The organism is Actinoplanes campanulatus (assembly GCF_014647795.1).
GTDB classification, from domain to species: domain Bacteria; phylum Actinomycetota; class Actinomycetes; order Mycobacteriales; family Micromonosporaceae; genus Actinoplanes; species Actinoplanes campanulatus.
This window is the reverse complement of the sequence record NZ_BMPW01000013.1, coordinates 120,810-142,860: the sequence shown is the minus strand read 5'-3', so window position 1 is coordinate 142,860 and position 22,051 is coordinate 120,810. Positions and strand designations below refer to the sequence as shown.

Below are 22,051 nucleotides of genomic sequence, written 5' to 3'. Positions count from 1 at the left end.
GGTCAGCTCCTTCGCAGCCGCGGATCGATGAGCAGGTACGCGAGGTCGGCGGCCGTGTTGATGACGACGAAGAAGGCGGCGGCCAGCACCACGACGGCCAGCACCACCGGCATGTCGCTGCTGCTCACCGCCTGGAGGGTGACCTGGCCGAGGCCGGGGCGGCCGAACACCTGCTCGATGATCACCGAGCCGCCGATCAGCACCCCGGAGAGCCAGCCGAGCAGGGTGACCGCGGGCAGCAGCGAGTGCCGCAGGCCGTGCCGGAGCAGGACCGACCGTTCCGTCAGGCCGCGGGCCCGGGCGGTGACCGCGAACGGCTCGTCCAGGGCCCGGTCCAGGCCGTCGCGCAGCACCTGGGCGAGGACCCCGGCGATCGGCAGGCCGAGGGTGACGGCGGGCAGCACGAGCGCCGCCCAGCCTCGGTCGCCGGAGACCGGGAACATCCCGAACCGGAACGAGAAGACGCTGAGCAGCACGATCCCGATCAGGAACGGCGGGGTGGAGACGAGCACCAGCTCGGCGGTGGAGCTGGCCCGGCGGGCCCACCGGCCGCGGGTGACGACCGCCAGGATCAGGGCCAGGACCACCCCGAAGACGGCCGCGGCAACGGCCAGCTTCAGGGTGGGCGCCAGCTGGTCGCCGATCACGTCGCGGACCGGGCGCTGGAGCAGGTAGGAGCGGCCCAGGTCGCCCTGGGCGGCCCGCCACAGATAGTCGAGGTACTGCACGACCGCGGGCCGGTCCAGGTTCCATTCGGCGATGATCTGGGCCCGGATCTGCGGTCTGTCGGCGCCGTCGCCGATGATGCTGTCGACGGTGTCGCCGGGGGCGGCCAGCAGCGCGAGGTAGGCCGCCGTGGCCGCCGCCCAGAGCACGACCAGGCCGCTGCCGGCCCGCCGCGCGATCGCCCTGATCACCTGCCGAGCCAGAGGTTGTAGGCGCTGCCCGGCACCCCGGCGGTCGGTTCGAAGCCCAGCCCGCCGACCGTGGCCGAAGCGGCGACCTGGTCGGCCGGGGCGTAGAGCGGCAGGATCAGCGCCTGGTCGGTGACGGTCAGTCGCTGGACCCGCTGGTAGGTGCCGTTGCGTGCGGCCTGGTCGCCGCCGGCCTGCCCCTCTTCGAGCAGCCTGTCGAGTTCCGGGTCCTTCACACCGGTCCGGTTGATCGCCCCGGCGGAGTGCAGCAGCAGGTTGAGGGCCGCCCCGGCGTCGGTGTCGGCGCGGGAGTTGTCGAACACCTCGTACGCGCCGTCGGCCAGCGCCTGGGTGGCGGTGCCCTGGTCGACCAGCGCCACGTTCAGGTCGATGCCGGCGCTCTGCTTGACGGCGGCCTGGACGGCCTGGGCGAGCACGTCGCGGCGGTCGCGGACGAACGGCGCGGACTGCACCAGGCGTACGGTCAAACGCTTGCCGTCCCTGGTGCGGAACCCGTCGGCGTCGCGGGTGGTCCAGCCGGCCTCGTCTAGCAGCCGGTTGGCCTCGGCCGCGTCGCCGCCGTAGGTCTTCTCCAGGCTCCGGTCGTAGAACGGGCTGGTCGGCCCGATCACGCTCCAGGCGCGGGTGGCGCTGCCCCGGTAGACGCCCTGGAGCACCGCGTCGACGTCGACCGCCTCGCGGAAGGCCTGCCGCACCCGGATGTCGTCGAAGGGCGCGTGCGCGATGTTGAAGTAGTACGAGTACGCCGACCCGGAGTTGAGCCCACGGGCGAAGGTGAGCAGGATCAGCACGTCCGGCTGCTTGAGGTGGAAGGCGACGGTCGCCGGGTCCACCACCTCGACCCGATCCAGGTTGCGCAGCTGCACGGCCTGGACGGCCGGGTTGTAGCCCTCGACGGCGAACTGGTCGACGTTGGCCTTGACCGCCGTGGCGTCGAACTTCGTGCCGTCGGTGAAGCTCACGTCCGTACGCAGTCTGAAGGTGTAGGTCTTGCCGTCCGGCGACGTCTCGTAGCCGGTGGCGAGCCATGGCAGGTAGCCGCCCTTGTCGTCGTGGGTGAGCAGCGCCTCGAACGTGTTCCAGGCCAGCAGGCCGGCCTTGGCCTGGGCGTACTGGTGCGGGTTGAAGGTGATCGGCTCGGTCTCGACGGCCCAGGTCAGCGATCCGCCGCTGACCGGCTGCCCGGCGCCGGGCGCCGCAGAGGAACCGGGCGAACAGGCGGCGGTGAGGGCGAGGGTGACGGCGGCGAGAACGGCGGCGGGACGGGTACGGCGCATGGGCGGATCCTCCTCTCTACTTTTCCTATAGCTTCTATAGGAGATTGGCAAGAGGCCCCGGCCGATTGATTGGTCACCCGGCTGAACCATCCCGGCCCGGGACGCGTTCACCATGTCGTGCAGCCGACAGACCTCGCCGATCCGCCCACGCCCGAAGAACCCCAGGTGGAGACAGAACCGGACACGACCGAGCCGGAAGCCGAGGAGCCCACCCCCAAGGAGCCCGGCCGGGTCCGGCGACTGCTGAACAAGCCGTGGGCATCGCGGTCACTGACCGTCGTGGCATGCGTCACCGTCTTCGTGGCGCTGCTCTACCCGAACATCCTGCGCCGGGTCAGCGTCGGCAGCTTCGCCCGCATCCCGATCGAGGCCGCGTTCATCATCCTGCTGCTGATCGTGCTCCCCCGCCGGCCGCGCATCACGGTCGCCTCGATCCTCGGCGTCCTGCTCGGCTGGCTGGTCGTCGAGAAGAGCCTCGACATGGGCTTCTTCCGCACCCTGGCCCGGCCCTTCGACCCGGTCCTCGACTGGTCCCTGTTCGGCGACGCCTACAACTTCGTCAACGAGACGTACGGCGGGCTCGCCGCCTGGGCCGCCATCATCGGCGCGATCCTGCTCGGCCTCTCCGCCCCGGCCTTCGTCACCTGGGCCATGCTGCGCGTCTCGGCGTTCCTCACCCGGCACCGCCGCCGCTCGGCACTGACCGCCACCGGCATCGCCGCCGCCTGGATGCTCACCTTCGCCCTCGGCATCCAGCTCACCGCCGAGGTCCCGCTCGCCGCCCGCACCTCCGCCACCTACGCCTGGGACCGGATCTGGCAGGCCCGCGAAGGCATGAAGAACGAGGCCGAGTTCGCCGCCGAGGTCAACAACGACCCGTACCGCGACGTCCCCGCCGACCAGCTGCTCACCGGGCTGCGCGGCAAGGACTTCGTGCTCACCTTCATCGAGAGCTACGGCCGCAACGCCGTCGAGGCGCCCGAGTTCGCCGAGAGCACCGGCGCCGTCCTCACCGACGGCGACAACAAACTCAAGGCCGCCGGATTCTCCGCCCGCAGCGGCTGGCTCACCTCACCCACCTTCGGCGGCAGCAGCTGGCTGGCCCACTCCACCCTGCTGAGCGGCCTGTGGATCAACAACCAGTCCCGCTACCGCAACCTCAACGCCAGCCAGCGGCTCACCCTCACCAAGGCCTTCAAGACGGCCAACTGGGACACCGTGGCGATGATGCCGGGCAACAGCCGCCCCTGGCCGGAGAGCGTCTTCTACGGCTACAACCGGGTCTGGGACTCCCGCAACCTCGGCTACCAGGGCCCCAAGTTCGGCTGGGCCAGCATGCCCGACCAGTACACGCTCACCCGCTTCAACGAGCTGGAGTACAAGAAGCCGGGCCGGCAGCCGATGATGGTCGAGATGCCGCTGCTGTCCACGCACACCCCGTGGGCGCCGATCCCCAGCTCCATCCCGTGGGAACAGGTCGGCGACGGCTCCGTCTACACCGCACAGGCGGCCGCCGCCTCCAGCAAGGCCGACATCTGGTCCAGCAGCAAGAAGGTCCGCAAGGAATACGGCAAGTCGGTCGTCTACACCCTCGGCACCCTGATCGACTGGATCCAGCGCTACGGCGACGACAACCTGGTCCTCGTCTTCGTCGGCGACCACCAGCCGTCCAGCGTCGTCTCCGGCGAGGACGCCAGCCACGACGTGCCGATCACCATCGTCGCCAAGGACCCGGCCGTCCTCGACAGGATCGACTCGTGGGGCTGGACCGAAAGCCTCAAACCCGCCACCACCGCCCCCGTCTGGCAGATGAGCGACTTCCGCGACAAATTCCTCACCGCCTACGGCCCCGACGGCGCCCACTAGAAACGTGGTGTGCGGCGCCGGTCCCGGTCACTCCAGGCGCCGCACACCACCTAGCCGGACACGCGGGGTGACCGCAACACCGGCCGCAGCGCCTCCAGCACGTCCGGGTTCTCGATCGTCGCCGGCACCGGCTCCTCCCGGCCGTCCGCGATCCCCCGCATCGTGCCGCGCAGGATCTTCCCCGACCGGGTCTTCGGCAGCGCCGCCACCACGTCGATCCGGCGCAGCGCCGCCACCGCCCCGATCCGGTCCCGCACCAGCCCCACCAGCTCCGTCTCCAGGGCCGCCGGATCCGGCGCCACCCCGCTGCGCAGCACCACGAACCCGCGCGGCACCTGCCCTTTCAGCAGGTCGCCCACGCCGATCACGGCGCACTCGGCGACCGCCGGATGGGTGGCCAGCACCTCCTCCATGGCCCCGGTCGACAGCCGGTGACCGGCCACATTGATCACGTCGTCGGTACGCCCGAGCACGTACAGATACCCGTCGTCGTCGAACTTCCCGCCGTCGCCGGTCAGATAGTTGCCCTGGAACGCCGACAGGTACGACCGCACATAGCGTTCGTCGTCACCCCACAGCGTCGGCAGGCAACCCGGCGGCAGCGGCAACCCGACGACGATCGCCCCCTCGGCGCCGGGCGGCACATCGGTCCCGTCCGGGCCGACGACCCGCACCCGGTAGCCGGGCATCGGCACCGACGGTGAGCCCGGCCGGGTCGGCAGATCCTCCAGACCGCGCGGGCTCGCCGTGATCGGCCAGCCGGTCTCGGTCTGCCACCAGTTGTCGATCACCGGGATGCCGAGCAGGTCACCGGCCCACTCGTACGTCCGCGGGTCGAGCCGCTCCCCCGCCAGGAACAGCGACCGCAGACTGTCCACATTGCGCCCGGCCAGCAGTTTCCCGTCCGGGTCCTCCTTGCGCACGGCCCGGATCGCGGTCGGCGCCGTGAACATGGCCGCCACCCGGTGCTGCTCCACCACCCGCCAGAACGCGCCCGCGTCGGGGGTGCCGACCGGCTTGCCCTCGTACAGGATCGTGGTCGCCCCGGTCAGCAGCGGCCCGTACACGATGTACGAGTGCCCGACCACCCACCCCACGTCGGACGCCGCCCAGAAGACCTCGCCCGGGCGTACCCCGAAGATCTTCTCCATCGACCACCGCAACGCGACCGCGTGGCCGCCGTTGTCCCGGACCACGCCTTTGGGCCGCCCGGTCGTGCCGGAGGTGTAGAGGATGTAGAGCGGATCGGTGGCGGCGACCGGCACGCAGTCCGCCGGTTCCGCGCCGGCGACGGCGTCCGCCCAGCTCAGATCCCGGCCGGGGACCAGGTCACAGGGCGCCTGCGGCCGTTGCAGGATCACGCAGTGCGACGGGACGTGGGCCGCCTCGGCCAGCGCCGCCGACAGCATGGGCTGGTACGGCACCACCCGCCCGCCCTCGATCCCGCACGAGCTGGCGACGATGACCCGCGGCCGGGCGTCGTCGATGCGGGCGGTCAGCTCGCGGGCGCCGAACCCGCCGAAGACGACCGAGTGGACGGCCCCGAGCCGGGCGCAGGCGAGCATCGCGACGACCGCCTCCGGCACCATCGCCATGTAGATGACCACCCGGTCGCCGCGTTCCACCCCGAGCCCGCGCAGCGCCCCGGCGAAGGTCGCCACCTCGTCGCGCAGCTCCCGGTACGTGTACGAGCGCACCACACCGGTCACCGGACTGTCGTGGATGAGCGCCACCTGGTCGCCCCGGCCGCCGTGGACGTGCCGGTCGAGGGCGTTGTGGCAGGTGTTGAGCGTGGCGCCGGGGAACCACCGGAAGATCGGCGCCTCGGAGTCGTCGAGGATCCGGTCCGGCGGCTCGTGCCAGTCGATGAGTTCGGCCGCGTCCCGCCAGAAGCCGGCCGGGTCGTCGATGCTGCGCTCGTACGCCTCGCGATATGCGCCCATCCCCCGACGCTAGTGCACCGGGAAGACCTGCTCCACCAGGGCGATCAGCGACGTGGCCAGGAGGGCGTGCACCTGCTGACGGGTCAGGACTCCCCGCTGCAGCCACTCCTGGGCCGTACAGATCGCCAGGCCGACATAGGAGCGGCACATCGCGCGCAGCACCGGCGACGGGTCGTCCCCCATCCCCACGGCGCGCAGCACCCCGACCGCGGCGACGTCGACCGCCTCGGCGATCACCTGGTTCACGTCGGCGTCCCCGGCCATCCCGCCGGCGCCGGTGGCGGCCAGCCAGGAGGTGCTGTGCCGGGAGACGACGTCGAGGAAGTACCCGACGATGGAGTCGACCCGGTCCGGCAGGTCGCCCTCGGGGAGCTGCTCCAGGGCGACCTCGGGCACGGTGAGCATGACCCGCACCACCGCGAGGTAGAGGTCCTTCTTCGTACCGAAATAGTGATTGACCAGGCCGCGCGCGACTCCGGCGTCCCGGGCCACGTCCGTGGTCGAGACCTCGGCGTAGGGCCGCGACCCGAAGTGCCGGATCGCCACCGACAGGATCTGCTCGCGCCGCGCGTCGGGCTCGAGCCTGCGCCGGCGCATCGACTCGACGCGCACCACGGGCCCGACCTTACGGCACGTCGATCCATCGACCGCCTCGCCAGATGGATGGCGGCAATTCACACCGAGCTTATTGACACGCCGTCAATAGTGCTCGATGGTAGGTCGATGCCGACGCCTGGACTGGACGGTTATGTCGAACCGTGGCGCAAGCCGGAACACGACGACCTGGCCGAGCTCGCCCGCACCTTCTTCACCAAGGAGGTGCTGCCGCACGCCGAGCGGCTGGAGCGGCAGGGCCATCCCGACCGCGAGCACTACCGCCGGGCCGGCGAGCTCGGCCTGCTCGGCCTCTCCATCCCGGAGGAGTACGGCGGCGGGGGCGGCGACTTCACCCACGAGGCCGTGCTGCTGCACGAGCAGACACTGGCCGGCGAGGGCAGCCTCGGCATCGCGGTGCACAGCGGGATCGTCACCGGCTATCTCAACGAGTACGGCACCGAGGAGCAGAAGCGGCGCTGGCTGCCCGGCCTGGTGAGCGGCGAGCTGATCGGCGCCATCGGGATGACCGAGCCGGACGGCGGCTCCGACCTCCAGTCGATCCGCACGAGGGCGGTCCGCGACGGCGACGACTACGTGGTGAGCGGCTCGAAGACGTTCATCACCAACGGCATCCTCGCGGACCTGCTGATCCTGGCCGTGAAGACCGACACCTCGGCACGCGCGCACGGCATGTCGCTGCTGGTCTGCGAGTTGACCGGCGACCCGGAGGGCTTCCGGCGGGGCCGGCGGATCGAGAAGATCGGCCTGCACTCCAACGACACCGCGGAGCTGTTCTTCGACGACTTCCGGGTGCCGGCCGCCAACCTGCTCGGCGCCGAGGGTGCCGGCTTCATCCAGATGATGCAGCAGCTGCCGCAGGAACGCCTGGTCATCGGGGTGGGCGCGGTCGCCGCCATGCAGCGGGCCGTCGAGATGGCGACCGGGTACGCCAAGGAGCGCACCGCCTTCGGCAAGCCCCTGGTCGGCCACCAGAACACCCGGATGGTGCTGGCCGACGTGGCGACCCGGACCCGCGTCTCCCGGATCTTCCTGGACGACTGCATCCAGCGGCACGCCCGTGGTGAGCTGGACGTGGCGACCGCCGCCATGGCCAAGCTCTACCTCACCGAGGGCCAGTGCGAGGTGGTCGACCGTTGCCTCCAGATCTTCGGCGGCTACGGCTACACCACCGAGTACCCGATCTCGAAGATGTACGCGGACGCTCGTGTCCAGAAGATCTACGGCGGCACGAACGAGATCATGAAGGAGCTGATCTCCCGTGTCCTCTAGGGGCCCGCTCGACGGCATCCGGGTCGTGGAACTGGCCGGTCTGGCGCCGGCCCCGTTCGGCTGCATGATCCTCGCCGACCTGGGCGCCGACGTGGTGCTGGTCGACCGCCCCGGCGGTACCGGACCGATCGGTCCGATGCAGCGCGGCCGGCGCCGGGTGACAGTGGATCTCAAGTCGGAGACCGGCAGGGCCGAGCTGCTCGGCCTGATCGAGCGGGCCGACGTGCTGGTCGAGGGCTACCGGCCGGGCGTGGCCGAGCGGCTCGGTTTCGGCCCGGACGACTGCGAGCGGATCAACCCGAGGCTGATCTACGCGCGGATGACCGGGTGGGGCCAGGACGGGCCGCTCGCGAAGGCCGCCGGGCACGACATCGACTACATCGCGATCTCCGGGGCGCTGGAACCGCTGGGCCGTCCCGGCGAGCGCCCGCACGCGCCGGTCAACCTGCTCGGCGACTTCGCGGGCGGCGGCATGCTGCTGGCCGTCGGCGTCCTGGCGGCGCTGGTCGAGCGCGGCGTCTCCGGTCGCGGTCAGGTGATCGACGCCGCGATGGTCGACGGCTCCTCGCTGCTGATGACCTTCCTGCACGGCTTCCTGGCCGAGGGCCGGTGGCCGGGCGGCCGCGGGCAGAACCTGCTCGACGGCGGCGCCCCGTTCTACGACACCTACCAGGCGTCCGACGGCGGCTACCTGGCCGTCGGCTCGCTCGAACCGCAGTTCTACGCGGCGCTGCTCAAGGGCCTCGGCCTCGACGACGACCCGGATCTGCCCGGCCAGTTCGACTTCGCGGCCTGGCCGGAGCTGCGCCGCCGGTTCACCGAGCGGTTCGCACAGCGCACCCGCGACGAGTGGGCGTCGATCTTCGAGGGCCTGGACGCGTGCGTGAGCCCGGTCCTGTCCCTCACCGAGGCGCCGGACCATCCGCACAACCGGGCCCGGAACGCGTTCATCGAGGTCGACGGCGTGGTCCAGCCCGCTCCGGCGCCGCGCCTGAGCCGCACGCCGGCACCCACCCCGGAGGCCGTCAAACCCGCGACGGTCACCGAGATCCTGTCCGGCTGGGCTCAGATCAAAACCATTTGATGGTACGCGTGTCGTCGTTCTCGCCTCATCAGGGCCGTTCCGTCCGGTCGGCGCGATCTTGCTGCCCGCTCCGGCCTGTGCCGCGCCCGCCGGGCTCAGATCGGTGGCCGGGCAGGCCGGGCGGACCCGCGGCTTCCTCGATTGCCGCCGCTCACGGCTCACCTTTCGGTCACGCCGGGCGGGTGGTCGCGGTGGTGGCTGCCAGGCACCCGGGTTGCCTCCTGTCGGCCGTCACAGCGATAAGCGGGGTGGGCGCACACACTAGCGATGTCGTGGTCGCATACCTGGGCTACGGCGGTGGTGGCCGCGCACGTGACGATTTGTGTGTGCGGCCACCACCGCTTCGACAGCCCGACCGTGTGCACCCACCATGGTGAAGCCCGACCGTGTGCACCCACCCCCCATTGGGAAGGTGGCCGTGTGCGGCCACCGGGCCTGGCGGGACCGTGGATGGCGATTGTCGTGCCGGCGCAACGGCCGAGAGCAGGCAACCGGATGCCTGGCCGGCAAACCGCAACCACCCGCCCAGCGTGACCCGCTCCACCGAGGGTGGGAGCCGCCCCGGCCGTGACCGGCGGCAGACAGGACGGTGGCGGCGACCGGGCCGGGCCTGCCCGGCCACCGATCTACGCCCGGCGGCGCGGCAGAGGCCGGAGCGGGCAGCGAGATCGCGCCGACCGGACGGGACAGGACGGATGAGGCGGGACGATGTCACGCGTACCGGAAATAGAGCTGGAAGCGAAACGCGGACCTCGACCATGGAAGGTCCGCAGGCTGCCGGGGTAAGGGCAGCATGCCACTTATGTGATGGGTCCGGCCGACGAACCGAAAGTCGGCCGGACCCACGTGTATGACGGGGATGACGCCGAGCGGGGGCAGGCACGCGTCTGCGCACATCGTGACATGGGAGCGCTCCCATTACAACGATCCCGCTCGACGGTCATCGATGGATCAGGTGGCGGAGCAGGTCAGCGTGGGCACGCTGTTGGTGCCGGTCCACGACCCGAGGAACCCGAAGGACGTCGACTGGCCGGCCGCGAGGGTGCCGTTGTAGCTCACGTTGCGCGCCGTCACGGTCGATCCGCTGCTGGTCACCGTGGCGCTCCAGGCGTTGTTCACGGTCTGCCCGTTGGCGTAGGTCCAGGTCACGGTCCAGCTCTTGACCGCCGAACCGGCCGTCACCTTGACCTCGCCCTGGAAGCCGCCCGGCCACTGCCCGGCGATCGCGTAGGTGGCCGTGCAGGCGCCCGGCACGGGGTTCGACGGCGACGGGGACGGCGAGCTGGCCGACGGCGACGGGGAACTCGGCGACGGCGACGACGAACCGGGCGAGCTGGGCTGGACGCCGCCGAAGATGGTGGCCTCCTTACTGGTGGCCTTGAGCCCGTTCGCACCGTTCACGATCCGCTGACCCCAGGTGGTCAGCGAGGCGGCGTTGAAGCTGTTCGTCATGTCCAGGATCGGGTCGGTGTTGCCGGCCCAGGACCAGCCCAGGTAGCCGATGCCGCGGGCCTGCGCCGCGGCCATCAGGGTCTGGTCGTCGACCTGACCGGAGTCGAACTGCCAGCCGAACTCACCGATCACCAGCGGCCAGCCGCGGCTCTGGAAGTGGTCCAGGTACGCGGTGATCGACGACGCCGTGTTGAACACCGCGTACATGTGGATCGACAGCACCGTGTTGTCGCGGGTGTCCGCGTCCAGCACCGTCTGCGCGTTGTCCCGCATCACGTACTGCCAGTCCTGGCCCCAGTTCGGGGCGTCGATCATCAGCAGGTGCTCGAACCCGTTGGTGCGCATCCTCTGGATCGCGGCGACGGTCGCGGCGGTCCACTGTGACGGGTTCGTGTTGCCGATCGGCTCGTTGCCGATGTTGATGACGACGTAGTTCTCCTGGCCGGTGAGCACGCTCTTCAGGCCGATCCAGTAGTTCACCGCCTGGTCCAGCGTGTAGGCCGCGCCGTCCTCGCCGTACCCGGTGGTGTCGTGGTTCTCCAGCACGCAGATCAGCCGGTTGGCCTTGCACAGGTTGATCACATTGGTCACGTCGGCGGCGGTGTTGGCGGTCCAGCGGCCGCCGCTGAGCACCACCCGGACCGTGTTGGCGCCGGCCGCCTTCATGTCGGCGAACGAGCCGGTCTGCCCGGCGTACCAGGTGTGCATGTGGTTGATGCCACGCATCACGAACGTGTTGCCGTTGGCCTCGACGATGTTGCGGCCCTCGATGTGCAGACCGGTCGCGGCGTAGGCGGGGTTGACGAACGTGAGCACGGATGCGGTGAGGGTGATGAGGACCGCGGCCAGGACGGCCAGTCTTCTCTTCATGACCTGCCTCTTGGGGGAAGTGGATGGCGTACGTCGACGCGTTCCACCCGCCCCCGGGCAGTTGACAACCTACCCCCGGCCCCTTCGCATCGCAATCCGTCGATTCAGGCGGCCTGCCGGCGGCCGTGCTTCTCCCGGTACATGGCGGCGTCCGCCTCCGCGGTCAGCGCGTCCAGGGTCGCCTCTCCCCCGGCCGGCCGCAGCGCCACACCGATGCTCACGCCGACCGTCACCCGTACGCCGTCGCCCAGGTCCGCGGGCATCGGGATCGCCTCCCGGATCCGCTCGCAGGCCGCCGCCACCGTGCCGGGACCGGCCCCGGGCAGCAGGACCAGGAACTCGTCGCCGCCGAGGCGGCCCACCACCGGCGTCTCGCCGTCCGGTGGGGTGATCTCACGCATGGCGGTGGTCAGCCGGTCACCGACCCGGTGCAGCAACACGTCCCCGGCGGCGTGCCCGTGGGTGTCGTTGACCAGCTTGAACCCGTTGAGGTCGAGCAGCAGCACGCCGAGCGGGCGGCCGCTGAGCCGGTCCGCGCAGCCGGCCAGGTGAGCCCGGTTGGGCAGCCCGGTCAGCCCGTCGTGGGTGGCCTGGTGCTGGAGCGCCGCCCGGGTCTCCTGGAGGGTCCGCAGGTGCCGGACCAGGCTGGACGACTGGGTTCCGGTGATCACCGCGATCATCAGGTGGCCACCGAGCACGAACGGGACGTCCGGCGAGTGCGGGAAGGCGGCCACGAAGACGGCCGAGGTCACCGCCCAGACGAGCACGGCGCCGGGCAGCCGTTGCCGGACCGCGGCGATCACCACGGCCAGGGCCATCAGCGGCCAGGTGGTCTCCCGGGTCTGCCCCTCGGCGATCACCACGAACCCGCAGATCACCGTGGCGTCCAGCGCGACCTGGAGCGCGCTGCGCGGCTCGTACCAGCGGGAACCCGGGCGCCGGAGATTCTGGACGGCCACCAGGTTGCAGCACAGCATGACGGCGACGGCCACCCAGCTCGCCGCCCGCATGCCGCTGCTCTCCAACTGGCCGGCCGACATGGCGCCGACCCCGGCCGCATAGAGGGCCGTGCAGACGAGGCCGATGCCCCGTGACACCAGGCCGGAGATCTCGATCGTGCGCCGCCGGGACAGCAACGCCTGATCCGAAGGCACCCCTGTCACCGTACGCATGGCATCTTCATCGGCAGGTCCCCCCACGCCTTGAGGAACGCCGGCCCCGGGGCCGGCCGCCGTGAGGGCGACCGGCCCCGGGGTTGGTGACGGCTCAGAAAGTGAACGTGCCGACCAGGCCGCGCAGCTCGTCGGCGGTACGCGACACCGCCGCGCTGGCCTCCCGGGTCTGCGTGACGCCGCCGACCGTGGCCGCGCTGGCCGCGGCGACGTCGCCGATGTTCGCCGCGATCCGGCTGGAACCGGCGGCGACCTCGGCGATGCTGCGGCTGATCTCGCCGGTGGTGGCGGTCTGCTCCTCCACCGCCGAGGCGATCGTGGTCTGGAAGTCGTTGATCTGGGCGATGACCGCGGAGATGCGGTTGATGACCTCGACCGCGCCGCCGGTGTCCTGCTGGATGGCGTTGACCCGGCTGTGGATGTCCTCGGTGGCGCGGGCGGTCTCCTGGGCGAGGTCCTTGACCTCGGAGGCGACCACGGCGAACCCCTTGCCGGCGTCGCCGGCCCGGGCCGCCTCGATGGTGGCGTTGAGGGCCAGCAGGTTGGTCTGCTCGGCGATGGACGTGATCAGCTTGATGACGTTGCCGATCTCCGCCGACGACTCGCCGAGCTGGCGGATGGTGTCGGTGGCGCGGGCGGCCTCGGTCACCGCGATCGAGGCGATCTGGGCGGCCTCGCTGGTGTTGCGGGAGATCTCCCGGATCGACAGGCCCATCTCCTCGGAGCCGGCCGCGACCGTCTGCACGTTGCGGGAGATCTCGTCGGCCTCGGCGGACGCCGAGGTGCTCTGCCGGTCGGTGTTGTCGGCGGCGTCGGCGATCTGGGCCGACACGCCGGCCATCTGGTTCGACGCGGTGGCGAGGCCGCCGGCGCCCTCGGCGATGGTCCGCATCGACTGGCGCAGTTTGTCCAGCGAACGGTCCAGGCCGGCCGCCATGGTGCCGATCTCGTCGCGGCTGGTGATCTCGGAGCGGACGGTGAGGTCGCCGCGGTCCAGGGCGTCGATCACCACGCCCAGCTTGCGGATCGGGCCGAGGATCGACCGGACCATCGGGACGGCCATGCCGATCAGCAGGGTCAGGCCGATTCCGGCCACCACGATCGTCACCGTACGGGTGGAGGCGACCGTGTCGTCCATCTCCGCCTTCTGCACCGCGATCTCGGCCTCCACCTGCTCGGTGAGCGCGTCGAGTGCGTCGTCGGTCTTGTTGTTCCGCTCGGCGATCTCGTCGGTCCGGCCGACCACCGACTTCGGGTTCGCCGCACCGGCGGTGACGAAGCCGGTGATGAAGGTGTTGAAGTCGGCGAAGTCCGCGCGGTGGCTCTGGAAATCCTGAAGGACGGCGGTGGGCAGACCGCACGCCCCGACGGCGTCGGCGGCGCTGGTCGAGGACTCGACGTCGTCGACCACGTCCCCGCTCACGTCGTGCCCGAGCGCGGCCCGGTAAGCGTCCACCTTCAACTCGCTCTGGCGGTTGTTGAGGTGGTTGATCGCCGCGAGACAGGCTTCCAGACCGCGCGTCTCCTCGGCCTGGGAGGCCAGCGCGGACTGTCCGGCCAGGGTGACGGTCGCCATCGCACCGAGCGCGACCGCGCCGGTGGTGACGATGACGCCCAGCCTCTTGGCGATACCGATGTCGTGTAGCCCGCGCACGTTCCCTCCCTATAAATCCGACGTATACGGCCCATCGACCGTGCCGGGCGTCACCTGAGGGGAGGCGCTTCACCCGCCGGCTGGTCCGTCCGGTGAACCATCCGGTTCCGGATGATTCAGCGGTTCAGACGACGGGCCCAGTCGGCCGGGACGGCGCCGGCCGGACCGGGGGCCGGCTGATCGGCCGGGTGACTGGTGGGCGGCGCCAACTCGGGACCGGAGCCGGCCTGCTCGCTGCCGAAGTCCCAGAACCAGTCCTCGCCGGGCTCGAACGACTGGATGACCGGGTGCCCGGTCTGCCTCCAGTGGGCGGTGGCGTGCTGGGAGGGCGAGGAGTCGCAGCAGCCCACGTGGCCGCAGCGGGCGCACCGGCGCAGATGGAACCACCAGCCACCGGTCGCGAGGCAATCGGCGCAGCCGGCGCCGGAGGGCGGGACGTCGACCTGGATCGGGGCGTCGGAGCTCACGACCGGAGAACCTATCAACGCGCCCGGTCGTACGTCTCCTGCGCCGCGCGAACCTGATCCATCTCGCCCTCGACCAGGACGATGAGTTCCTTCATCTTGGCGGCGACCCGCTCGCCGAGATCGGTCAGGCTGTACTCCACCCGGGGCGGGATGGTGGCCTGCACCTCGCGCCGGACCAGGCCGTCACGCTCCAGCGCCTGAAGCGTCTGCGCCAGCATCTTCTCGCTCACCCCGTCGACCCGGCGGCGCAGGGCGTTGAACCGGAACGCCCCCTCATGCAGCGCGCCCAGCGCCAGGCTGCCCCAGCGGCCGGTGATGTCGGTCAGGACGCCACGGGAGGCGCAGTTCCGCTCGAACACGCTGGCCGCGAACTCCTCATCCACGCCGGTCACCCTACCAGCGCGGTTGCACTAACTAAAAGTTAGTGCCATCCTCCTCGTCACCGCTCACTTTTCGAGAGTACGGTTTCGAGAGCATGTCGAAGGGAACCACCATGACCATCGCCGTCACCGGAGCCACCGGGCACCTGGGCCGTCTCGTCGTCGACGCGCTGATCGCGCGGGGCGCCGCCCCCGGCGACATCGTCGCCACGGTCCGGGACACCGCGAAGGCCGCCGGCCTGGCCGCCCTCGGGGTCCAGGTGCGCGAGGCCGACTACGACCGCCCGGAGACCCTGGCCGCCGCGTTCGCCGGGGTGGACCGGCTGCTGCTGATCTCCGGCAACGCGATCGGGCAGCGGGTCTCTCAGCACACCGCGGTCGTCGAGGCGGCCAAGGCGGCCGGGGTCGGCTTCCTGGCCTACACCAGCATCCTGCGGGCCGACAGCTCACCGCTCGGGCTGGCCCCCGAGCACCTGGCCACCGAGCAGGTCGTGGCGGCGTCCGGCATCCCGTTCGCCCTGCTGCGCAACGGGTGGTATGTCGAGAACTACGCGGCCTCGTTCGGCCCGGCCGTCGAGCACGGCGCTCTGCTCGGCAGCGCCGGCGAGGGCCGGATCGCCGCCGCCACCCGCGCCGACTTCGCCGAGGCGGCCGCCGTCGTGCTGCTGCGCGGCGAGCCCGGCGTCCACGAGTTGGCCGGCGACCAGCCGTTCACCATGGCCGAGCTGGCCGCCGAGGTGGCCCGCCAGACCGGCGCCCCGGTGGCGTACCGGGACCTGCCGCCCGACGGCTACCGGGCCGCGCTGGTCACGGCCGGCATGCCCGGGCAGTTCGCCGACCTGTTCGCCGACACCGACGTCAAGATCCGGGACGGGCACCTGGACGACACCACCGGCACCCTGTCCCGGCTGATCGGCCGCCCCACCACCCCGCTGGCCGAGGCGGTCGCAACCGCCCTCAAAGGCTGAGGCGGATGGGTAGGCTCCCTTTCATGGCCAAACTTCGATTGGAACCCGGCCCCGACCATCCGATCACGGTCTCCCCGGCCGGGGAGAAGGTCGTGGTCACCGCCGGCGGCCGGGTGATCGCGGAGACCGGGAACGCGCTGCTCCTCCAGGAGGCGCACTATCCACCGGTCCGGTACGTTCCACTCGCCGACGTCGATCCGGCCGTGCTGGAACGCAGCACCACCACGTCGTACTGCCCCTACAAGGGCGACGCCACCTACTACTCCCTGCCCGGCGCGCCGGACGCCGTCTGGGAGTACCAGGACCCCTACGACGCGGTCGCCGCGATCAAGGGGCACGTCGCCTTCTACCCGGACAAGGTGGAGTTCTCCGCCTAGCCGGTCAGCCCCGTAGCGCGGAGCGGACCGCCGCCAACTGGTAGCGGTCCGCTTCGTACGGCGTGTAGAGCGAGATCCGGTCGATCGTGCCGGCGAACCGGTCACGCAGCCCGGCGGCCACCGTCGCCGGGTCGCCGGACACCGCGAAACAGCCCAGCACGTCGTCGCTGATCTCGGCGGCCATCTCGGCCCACGCCTGCCGCCGGGACAGCACGTTGAGCCGGTCCGCCAGCTCACCCCAGCCGTGCAGGTCCAGCACCGGCCGGTAGGCGGGGGTCGACGCGTAGAAGGCGATCTGCCGCCGGACCGCCTGCTCCGCCCGGCTTCGGGCCGCCTCGTCGGCGCCGAGCACCACCATGGCGCTCATCTCGATCCCGAAACCGTCCAGCCCCCCGCCGCGGGCCGCCCGCAACGCCGGGACGATCCGCTCCCCGAGATAGGACCGGCTGGTCAGCGGGTGAACCAGCAGCCCGTCGGCGACCCGGCCGGCGGCCGCCACCATCCGCTCACCGACCGCGGCCAGCTCCACCCTCGGATTGCCGAACGGGTTCGGCCCCGGATCGAAGAACTCGGTCATCAGCGTGTGCCGGTAGAACTCGCCGCGGAACATCAGCCGCTCGCCGGTCGCCCACGAGTGCCAGATCGCCCGCAGCGCCGACACGAACTCCTCCATCCGCGCGGCCGGGCGGCTCCACGGCATCGCGAACCGCCGCTCGATGTGCGGACGCACCTGCGAGCCCAGCCCGAGCCGGAACCGGCCCTCGGAGATCAGCTGCAGGTCGTTGGCGAGGACCGCCACGGTCATCGGGTTACGGGCGAAGGCCACCGCGATGCCGGATTGCAGCGCGATCCTCGAGGTGGCCCGCGCGACCAGGGCCAGGGTGGTGAAGACGTCGTGCTTCGTCTCGGCCGCCGCGAAGCCGTCGTACCCCACCTGTTCCGCGGAGACCGCCGCCGCTTCGGCCTCGGCCGGGGAGGCCGCGACGGGCGCGGCATAGTCAACGAGCATCACACAGCAATATCAGGTTGTTGACCCTCACACGGTGTCAGGCAGTGAACTCGGAGTTGTCATGTTCGCCATAGGAGACTTCGCCCGGCACGGCCGCGTGTCGATCCGGATGCTGCGCCACTACGACGCCATCGGGTTGCTGCGGCCGGCCCACGTCGACCCGGCCACCGGCTACCGGCACTACACGGCCGCCCAGTTGGCCCGGCTCAACCGGATCATCGCGCTCAAGGATCTCGGGTTCACGCTGCACCAGGTGCACGAGATCATCGACGGCACGCTGAGCACCGGCGAGCTGCGGGGCATGCTCCGGTTGCGGCGGGCCGAGCTGGCGGCGTCGGTGGCCGAGGCCACCGCCCGGCTGGTCCAGGTCGAGGCGCGTCTGAATGCCATCGAGAGTGAGGGGCACATGCCCACGAACGACGTCGTCCTCAAGTCCGTCCCGGCGGTGCGGGTCGCCGCGCTGACCGCCACGGCCGCCAGCTACCAGCCGGAGGACATCGGCCCGGTGATCGGGCCGCTCTACGACGAGCTGTGCCGGCGGCTGGAGACCGCCGGGGTCACCCCGACCGGTCCGGGCATCGCCTGGTACGAGGACGCCCCCGAGGGCCGGATCACCGTGCACGCGGGCATGACCGTCTCGGTCGCGCCCGGCGCCGGCGACTTCGAGATCCGCGACCTGCCGGCCGTGGGGCAGGCCGCCACCATCGTGCACCGCGGCTCGATGGACGCCGTGGTGCCGACCGGCCAGGCCCTGGCCCGGTGGATCGACGGCAACGGCTTCCGGGCCGCCGGCTACCCGCGCGAGGTGACCCTGGAGTGCCCGGAGGACCGCGACCGGTGGGTCACCGAACTCCAGGCCCCGGTCACGGCCGCCTGACCACGGCGGCGTGGATCGCCGCCGCCATCACCTCGGCGGTGACCGCGCGCAGCAGGTCCAGGTCGGCCTCCACCGCGCCGGTGGCCAGCGCCACCACGGCGTCCCCGTCGTAGCGGGAGTGCGCCGGGTGCAGGGCCCGGGCGAACCCGGTGTGGCCGCTCTGCGCCAGCAGGTAGCAGTCGGTCTTGGTGAGCCGGGCGTCGGTGAGCACCACGGCGAGCGTGGTGTTCTCCCCCGGGAACGGGGTGGCCACGCGCTCCACGGGCGGCCGGTCGGCGCCGAGGACGTCGCCCCACGCGTTCACCGCGGCGATCGCCTCCACCGTGGCGCCGCCGGCCCGCCCGGTGGCGCGGCCCAGCCCACCGGGCTCGGCGAGACCCCGCCACGTGCCGGTGGTGGCTCCGGTGCCGGCGCCGACCGTACCGGTGCGGAAGGGTTGTCCGCTCAACGCGGCGAGAGCCGCCTCGCGGCCTTGAGCGGCACCCGGTGGCGTCCCGGCGACCGACGCGTCGAACAGCGACATGCCGACGACGATCGGCACCGGGCCGAGGCTGGTCGGGAAGCCCTGGCCGCGCTCGCGCAGCAGTTCCGCCACGCCGTCGCCGGCGGCCAGGCCGAAGGCGGAGCCGCCGGAGAGCACCACGGCGTCCACCCGCTCGACCAGGCGGCCCGGTTCCAGCAGGGCGAACTCACGGGTGGCCGGGGCTCCGCCGCGGACCTCGCCGGAGCCGACCGTGCCGGGCGGCGGAAGGATCACGGTGACCCCGGTGCCGTCGCCGGTCCAGTGCCCGGCGAAGGCGGAGAGCAGCTGCGGTCGGGTCATGTACGAACCGTATCGGGCGATCGCGTTCCGGCCCGGAATGCCGGGGTATGCAAACGGCTCGTCACCGAACGTCACGCAGAGAAGGAACCCGACATGGAGCCGACCGTTCCGAGTCCCGCGGCGAAGCAACCGGCCGAGACCAGCCCGGTGAAGGAGTCCCTGGCCCCGGACCGCGGATTGCAGACGGGCGACCACCTGACCTCCGGGCAGGGCGTCCGGCTGCCGGACACCGACCACTCCCTGAAGGCGGGCCCGCGCGGGCCGGCGCTGATGGAGGACTTCCACCTGCGCGAGAAGATCACCCACTTCGACCACGAGCGGATCCCGGAACGGGTGGTCCACGCCCGCGGCTCCGGCGCCTACGGCACGTTCACCGCCTACGGCAACGCCGCGTCCGTCACCAAGGCCGGCTTCCTCGCCGAGAAGGGCCGGGAGACCGAGGTGTTCGTGCGGTTCTCCACGGTGCTCGGCTCGCGCGGATCGGCCGACACGGTCCGTGACGTGCGCGGGTTCGCGGTGAAGTTCTACACCGCGGAGGGCAACTTCGACCTGGTCGGCAACAACATGCCGGTCTTCTTCATCCAGGACGCCATCAAGTTCCCGGACATCATCCACGCCGCCAAGTGGCACCCGGACCGGGAGATCCCACAGGCGCAGACCGCCCACGACACGTTCTGGGACTTCGTGTCGCTGCACACCGAGGCCACCCACCACGTGTTCTGGGCGATGTCGGACCGGGGCATCCCGCGCTCGTTCCGGACCATGGAGGGCTTCGGGGTGCACACGTTCCGGCTGGTCGACGCGGCCGGCAAGACGTCGCTGGTGAAGTTCCACTGGAAGCCGGCGGCCGGGGTGCACTCGCAGGTGTGGGAGGAGACCCGGCTGACCGCCGGCATGGACCCCGACTTCCACCGCCGCGATCTGGCCGACTCGATCGACGCCGGCCTGTTCTACGAGTACGAGCTGGGCATCCAGGTGATGCCGGACGACGCCGGCGAGTCGTTCGAGGGCATCGACCTGCTGGACCCCACGAAGATCGTCCCGGAGGAGCTGGCCCCGGTGCAGCCGATCGGGAAGCTGGTGCTCAACCGGAACCCGGACGACTTCCACGCCGAGACCGAGCAGATCGCGTTCCACATCGGCAACCTGGTGCCCGGCATCGAGGTCACCAACGACCCGCTGTTGCAGGGGCGGCTCTTCTCCTACCTGGACACCCAGCTCAGCCGGCTGGGCGGGCCGAACTTCACCCAGCTGCCGGTCAACCGGCCGCACGCGCCGGTCAACGACAACCTCCGCGACGGCATGCACCAGAGCGTCGTGCACCGGGGCATCGCGCCCTACCTGCCGAACAGCCTCGCCGGCTCGGAGGGCGCGGTGCCGGCCGGTCCGGAGAACGGTGGGTACGTCCACCTGCCCGAGCCGGTCCAGGGCGAGAAGGTACGGGCCAACCCGGTGTCGTTCGCCGATCACCACACGCAGGCCGCCCTGTTCTACCGCAGCCTCAGCCCCCTCGAACAGGAGCACGTGGCCGAGGCGTTCACGTTCGAGTTGAGCAAGTGCTACGAGCAGGCGATCCGCGTACGCATGCTCGGTGTTCTGGCGAACGTCGACGCCGACCTGACCGCGAAGGTGGCCGCCGGACTGGGTCTGCCGGCGCCCGAAGGGACGCCGGTCGCGGACGTCACGCCGTCGCCGGCGCTCGCACAGATCACCGACCGGTCCTGGCCGGTGACCGGCCGGGTGGTCGGCGTGATCGGCACGCCGGACAGGGACGCCGCGGCGCTGCAGAAGGCGCTGAAGGCGCAGGGTGTCGTAGTGCGGGTGATCGCGCCGGTCGGCGGCGAGGGGGTGGAACGCACCTTCCAGACCGCCCGGTCGGTCGAGTTCGACGCGATCATGGTCGCCGAGGCCACCGCCGACCTGCAGATGATGGTGTTGCTGCAGGAGGCGTTCCGGCACGGCAAGGCGATCGGGGTCCGCGGCAAGGGCGAGCAGACCCTGATCAACGCCGGGATCGACGTGAAGGCGCCGGGCATCCTGTTCGACCCGGATCCGGAGACGATCGTGGCGGCCCTCGGCCGGCACCGGGTCTGGGAGCGGATGCCGCTGCTCAAGCCGCGGGCGTCGTCCGCCGGGTCCTGAAATCGGACGTCGCTGACCAGGGTGGGGCCCGGCCGGGCTCCACCCTCACCCCTTGCCGGACTCCGGTCCCACCGGCGGATCCAGTCCCGGGCCCGTGCCCCCGGAGCCGCGATCACCGTCTCCGGTTCAGTGCCGGCTCGCCTTTCGGTCAGGGTGCGCGCACACGAAGGCGGTGTCGTGGTCACCTACGTGGCATATAGCCGCGACGGCCGCCCACATGTCGGCTTCCGTGTGCGCGCACCCTCCGCATAGCCGACCGGCCGGAACTCCGCGTGAAGGTCAGTCGGCCAGGGACTTGGACTCGCCCTCGATGGTCGGCTGCTCGGCGGGCTGGAGCGCGGGCGCCCGGCCGGTGTTGATCTCGATGCGGCGCGGCTTGGCGGCTTCGACGACCGGGATGGTCACGGTGAGTACGCCGTCCTGCCAGGTGGCATCGATCTTGGTGAGGTCGAGGCCGTCACCCAGTGTGAGACGCCGTTCGAAGGTGCCGGTGACGCGTTCGCGGCGCAGCCACTGGACGTCGGCGTCGGTGCGGGCGGAGCGCTCGGCCCGGATGGTGAGCACCCGGCCGTCGACGTCGACGTTGACCGAGCCGGGGTCGATGCCGGCGAGGTCGCAGTGCAGGACGAAGTGGTCACCGGACCGGTACAGGTCCATCGGCATCGCCACGGCGGTGCCACCGCCGACGCCGGGGGCGCCGAGCATCTGGCCGGCCAGGCGGTCGAATTCGCGGAAAGGATCGAAAGTCAGCACCACGATGCACCTCCTCAGGACAGCCGCCGGGCGGTCCGGCGGCTCGTGGCGCTCGGCTGACAACTCTCGCCGAGGTCATCCCTGGAACTCTCTGACCAGGTCCGACAAGACATTT

18 protein-coding genes and 1 pseudogene are annotated in these 22,051 nt (G+C 71.3%); 7 read left to right on the top strand and 12 right to left on the bottom strand.

Annotation, left to right across the window (positions count from 1 at the left end; genetic code table 11):
* Positions 1 to 2 precede the first annotated feature (2 nt).
* Both IEZ13_RS46770 and IEZ13_RS46765 read right to left on the bottom strand, forming a co-directional pair.
* Positions 3 to 917, bottom strand: a complete 915-nt coding sequence (locus IEZ13_RS46770) for an ABC transporter permease (RefSeq protein ID WP_229794995.1) — start codon at positions 915 to 917, stop codon at positions 3 to 5.
* Positions 914 to 2,212 (bottom strand): ABC transporter substrate-binding protein, encoded by a 1,299-nt coding sequence (locus tag IEZ13_RS46765; protein ID WP_203833825.1) that lies wholly within the window; start codon positions 2,210 to 2,212, stop codon positions 914 to 916. Before IEZ13_RS46765 ends, IEZ13_RS46770 begins: the two co-directional genes overlap by 4 nt.
* A gap of 165 nt (positions 2,213 to 2,377) precedes the next feature.
* Here IEZ13_RS46765 and IEZ13_RS25000 point away from each other — a divergent pair, with 165 nt between their 5' ends.
* On the top strand, positions 2,378 to 4,078 hold the full coding sequence (locus IEZ13_RS25000) for a sulfatase-like hydrolase/transferase (RefSeq protein ID WP_229794993.1): 1,701 nt from the start codon (positions 2,378 to 2,380) through the stop codon (positions 4,076 to 4,078).
* 50 nt (positions 4,079 to 4,128) lie between these two features.
* Here the strand turns inward: IEZ13_RS25000 and IEZ13_RS24995 are convergent, their stop codons facing one another.
* The gene (locus IEZ13_RS24995; protein WP_183222135.1) at positions 4,129 to 6,021 is read right to left on the bottom strand and encodes a propionyl-CoA synthetase; all 1,893 of its coding nucleotides are present in this window, start codon (positions 6,019 to 6,021) and stop codon (positions 4,129 to 4,131) included.
* A gap of 9 nt (positions 6,022 to 6,030) precedes the next feature.
* Entirely contained in the window at positions 6,031 to 6,636 is a 606-nt protein-coding gene (locus IEZ13_RS24990) for a TetR/AcrR family transcriptional regulator (protein WP_229794991.1), read from the bottom strand.
* Positions 6,637 to 6,744: 108 nt separating this feature from the next.
* Between IEZ13_RS24990 and IEZ13_RS24985 the strand changes: the two genes are divergently transcribed.
* Entirely contained in the window at positions 6,745 to 7,908 is a 1,164-nt protein-coding gene (locus tag IEZ13_RS24985; RefSeq protein WP_183222134.1) for an acyl-CoA dehydrogenase family protein, read from the top strand.
* The gene (locus tag IEZ13_RS24980) at positions 7,898 to 8,992 is read left to right on the top strand and encodes a CaiB/BaiF CoA transferase family protein (RefSeq protein WP_183222133.1); all 1,095 of its coding nucleotides are present in this window, start codon (positions 7,898 to 7,900) and stop codon (positions 8,990 to 8,992) included. The genes IEZ13_RS24985 and IEZ13_RS24980 overlap by 11 nt, the downstream gene beginning before the upstream one ends.
* 951 nt (positions 8,993 to 9,943) lie before the next feature.
* Here IEZ13_RS24980 and IEZ13_RS24975 read toward each other — a convergent pair.
* The 5 genes from IEZ13_RS24975 to IEZ13_RS24955 all read right to left on the bottom strand — a co-directional run bounded on the left by IEZ13_RS24975 (position 9,944) and on the right by IEZ13_RS24955 (position 14,990).
* Positions 9,944 to 11,314 (bottom strand): cellulase family glycosylhydrolase, encoded by a 1,371-nt coding sequence (locus IEZ13_RS24975; protein WP_183222132.1) that lies wholly within the window; start codon positions 11,312 to 11,314, stop codon positions 9,944 to 9,946.
* A 104-nt stretch (positions 11,315 to 11,418) separates the two neighbouring features.
* Positions 11,419 to 12,468 (bottom strand): GGDEF domain-containing protein, encoded by a 1,050-nt coding sequence (locus IEZ13_RS24970; protein WP_183222131.1) that lies wholly within the window; start codon positions 12,466 to 12,468, stop codon positions 11,419 to 11,421.
* Between the two features lie 112 nt (positions 12,469 to 12,580).
* Positions 12,581 to 14,140, bottom strand: a complete 1,560-nt coding sequence (locus IEZ13_RS24965) for a methyl-accepting chemotaxis protein (RefSeq protein WP_183222130.1) — start codon at positions 14,138 to 14,140, stop codon at positions 12,581 to 12,583.
* A 116-nt stretch (positions 14,141 to 14,256) separates the two neighbouring features.
* A complete protein-coding gene (locus tag IEZ13_RS24960; protein ID WP_183222129.1) occupies positions 14,257 to 14,607 on the bottom strand; it encodes a UBP-type zinc finger domain-containing protein in 351 nt (116 codons plus the stop codon).
* Between the two features lie 14 nt (positions 14,608 to 14,621).
* Entirely contained in the window at positions 14,622 to 14,990 is a 369-nt protein-coding gene (locus IEZ13_RS24955) for a winged helix-turn-helix transcriptional regulator (RefSeq protein WP_229794989.1), read from the bottom strand.
* Between the two features lie 92 nt (positions 14,991 to 15,082).
* Here IEZ13_RS24955 and IEZ13_RS24950 point away from each other — a divergent pair, with 92 nt between their 5' ends.
* Both IEZ13_RS24950 and IEZ13_RS24945 read left to right on the top strand, forming a co-directional pair.
* Complete coding sequence (locus IEZ13_RS24950; RefSeq protein ID WP_229794987.1) at positions 15,083 to 15,955, top strand: SDR family oxidoreductase; 873 nt, start codon at positions 15,083 to 15,085, stop codon at positions 15,953 to 15,955.
* Between the two features lie 23 nt (positions 15,956 to 15,978).
* Complete coding sequence (locus IEZ13_RS24945; RefSeq protein WP_183222127.1) at positions 15,979 to 16,332, top strand: DUF427 domain-containing protein; 354 nt, start codon at positions 15,979 to 15,981, stop codon at positions 16,330 to 16,332.
* Between the two features lie 4 nt (positions 16,333 to 16,336).
* Here the strand turns inward: IEZ13_RS24945 and IEZ13_RS24940 are convergent, their stop codons facing one another.
* Positions 16,337 to 17,341, bottom strand: coding sequence for a TIGR03617 family F420-dependent LLM class oxidoreductase (locus IEZ13_RS24940; protein ID WP_183222126.1), 1,005 nt, complete (start codon positions 17,339 to 17,341; stop codon positions 16,337 to 16,339).
* Between the two features lie 61 nt (positions 17,342 to 17,402).
* Here IEZ13_RS24940 and IEZ13_RS24935 point away from each other — a divergent pair, with 61 nt between their 5' ends.
* Positions 17,403 to 18,218, top strand: coding sequence for a MerR family transcriptional regulator (locus IEZ13_RS24935; RefSeq protein WP_183222125.1), 816 nt, complete (start codon positions 17,403 to 17,405; stop codon positions 18,216 to 18,218).
* Here IEZ13_RS24935 and IEZ13_RS24930 read toward each other — a convergent pair.
* Positions 18,205 to 19,041, bottom strand: a complete 837-nt coding sequence (locus IEZ13_RS24930; protein ID WP_183222124.1) for a P1 family peptidase — start codon at positions 19,039 to 19,041, stop codon at positions 18,205 to 18,207. The genes IEZ13_RS24935 and IEZ13_RS24930 overlap by 14 nt on opposite strands.
* On the opposite strand from IEZ13_RS24930, the pseudogene IEZ13_RS24925 reads away from it, so the two are divergent.
* Positions 19,040 to 21,183, top strand: a pseudogene (locus IEZ13_RS24925) (catalase). The gene IEZ13_RS24930 and the pseudogene IEZ13_RS24925 sit on opposite strands and share 2 nt — an antisense overlap.
* Before the next feature lie 279 nt (positions 21,184 to 21,462).
* Here the strand turns inward: IEZ13_RS24925 and IEZ13_RS24920 are convergent.
* Positions 21,463 to 21,939, bottom strand: coding sequence for an Hsp20/alpha crystallin family protein (locus IEZ13_RS24920; protein WP_183222122.1), 477 nt, complete (start codon positions 21,937 to 21,939; stop codon positions 21,463 to 21,465).
* Positions 21,940 to 22,051 lie beyond the last annotated feature (112 nt).

Bases quoted from the DNA above. Each gene is read 5' to 3' on its own strand.
- IEZ13_RS24995 (WP_183222135.1), bottom strand. From the start codon at position 6,021: ATGGGCGCATATCGCGAGGCGTACGAGCGCAGCATCGACGACCCGGCC.
- IEZ13_RS24975 (WP_183222132.1), bottom strand. From the start codon at position 11,314: ATGAAGAGAAGACTGGCCGTCCTGGCCGCGGTCCTCATCACCCTCACC.
- IEZ13_RS24940 (WP_183222126.1), bottom strand. From the start codon at position 17,341: ATGCTCGTTGACTATGCCGCGCCCGTCGCGGCCTCCCCGGCCGAGGCC.
- IEZ13_RS24945 (WP_183222127.1), top strand. From the start codon at position 15,979: ATGGCCAAACTTCGATTGGAACCCGGCCCCGACCATCCGATCACGGTC.
- IEZ13_RS24930 (WP_183222124.1), bottom strand. From the start codon at position 19,041: ATGACCCGACCGCAGCTGCTCTCCGCCTTCGCCGGGCACTGGACCGGC.
- IEZ13_RS24985 (WP_183222134.1), top strand. From the start codon at position 6,745: ATGCCGACGCCTGGACTGGACGGTTATGTCGAACCGTGGCGCAAGCCG.
- IEZ13_RS46765 (WP_203833825.1), bottom strand. From the start codon at position 2,212: ATGCGCCGTACCCGTCCCGCCGCCGTTCTCGCCGCCGTCACCCTCGCC.
- IEZ13_RS24935 (WP_183222125.1), top strand. From the start codon at position 17,403: ATGTTCGCCATAGGAGACTTCGCCCGGCACGGCCGCGTGTCGATCCGG.
- IEZ13_RS24950 (WP_229794987.1), top strand. From the start codon at position 15,083: ATGTCGAAGGGAACCACCATGACCATCGCCGTCACCGGAGCCACCGGG.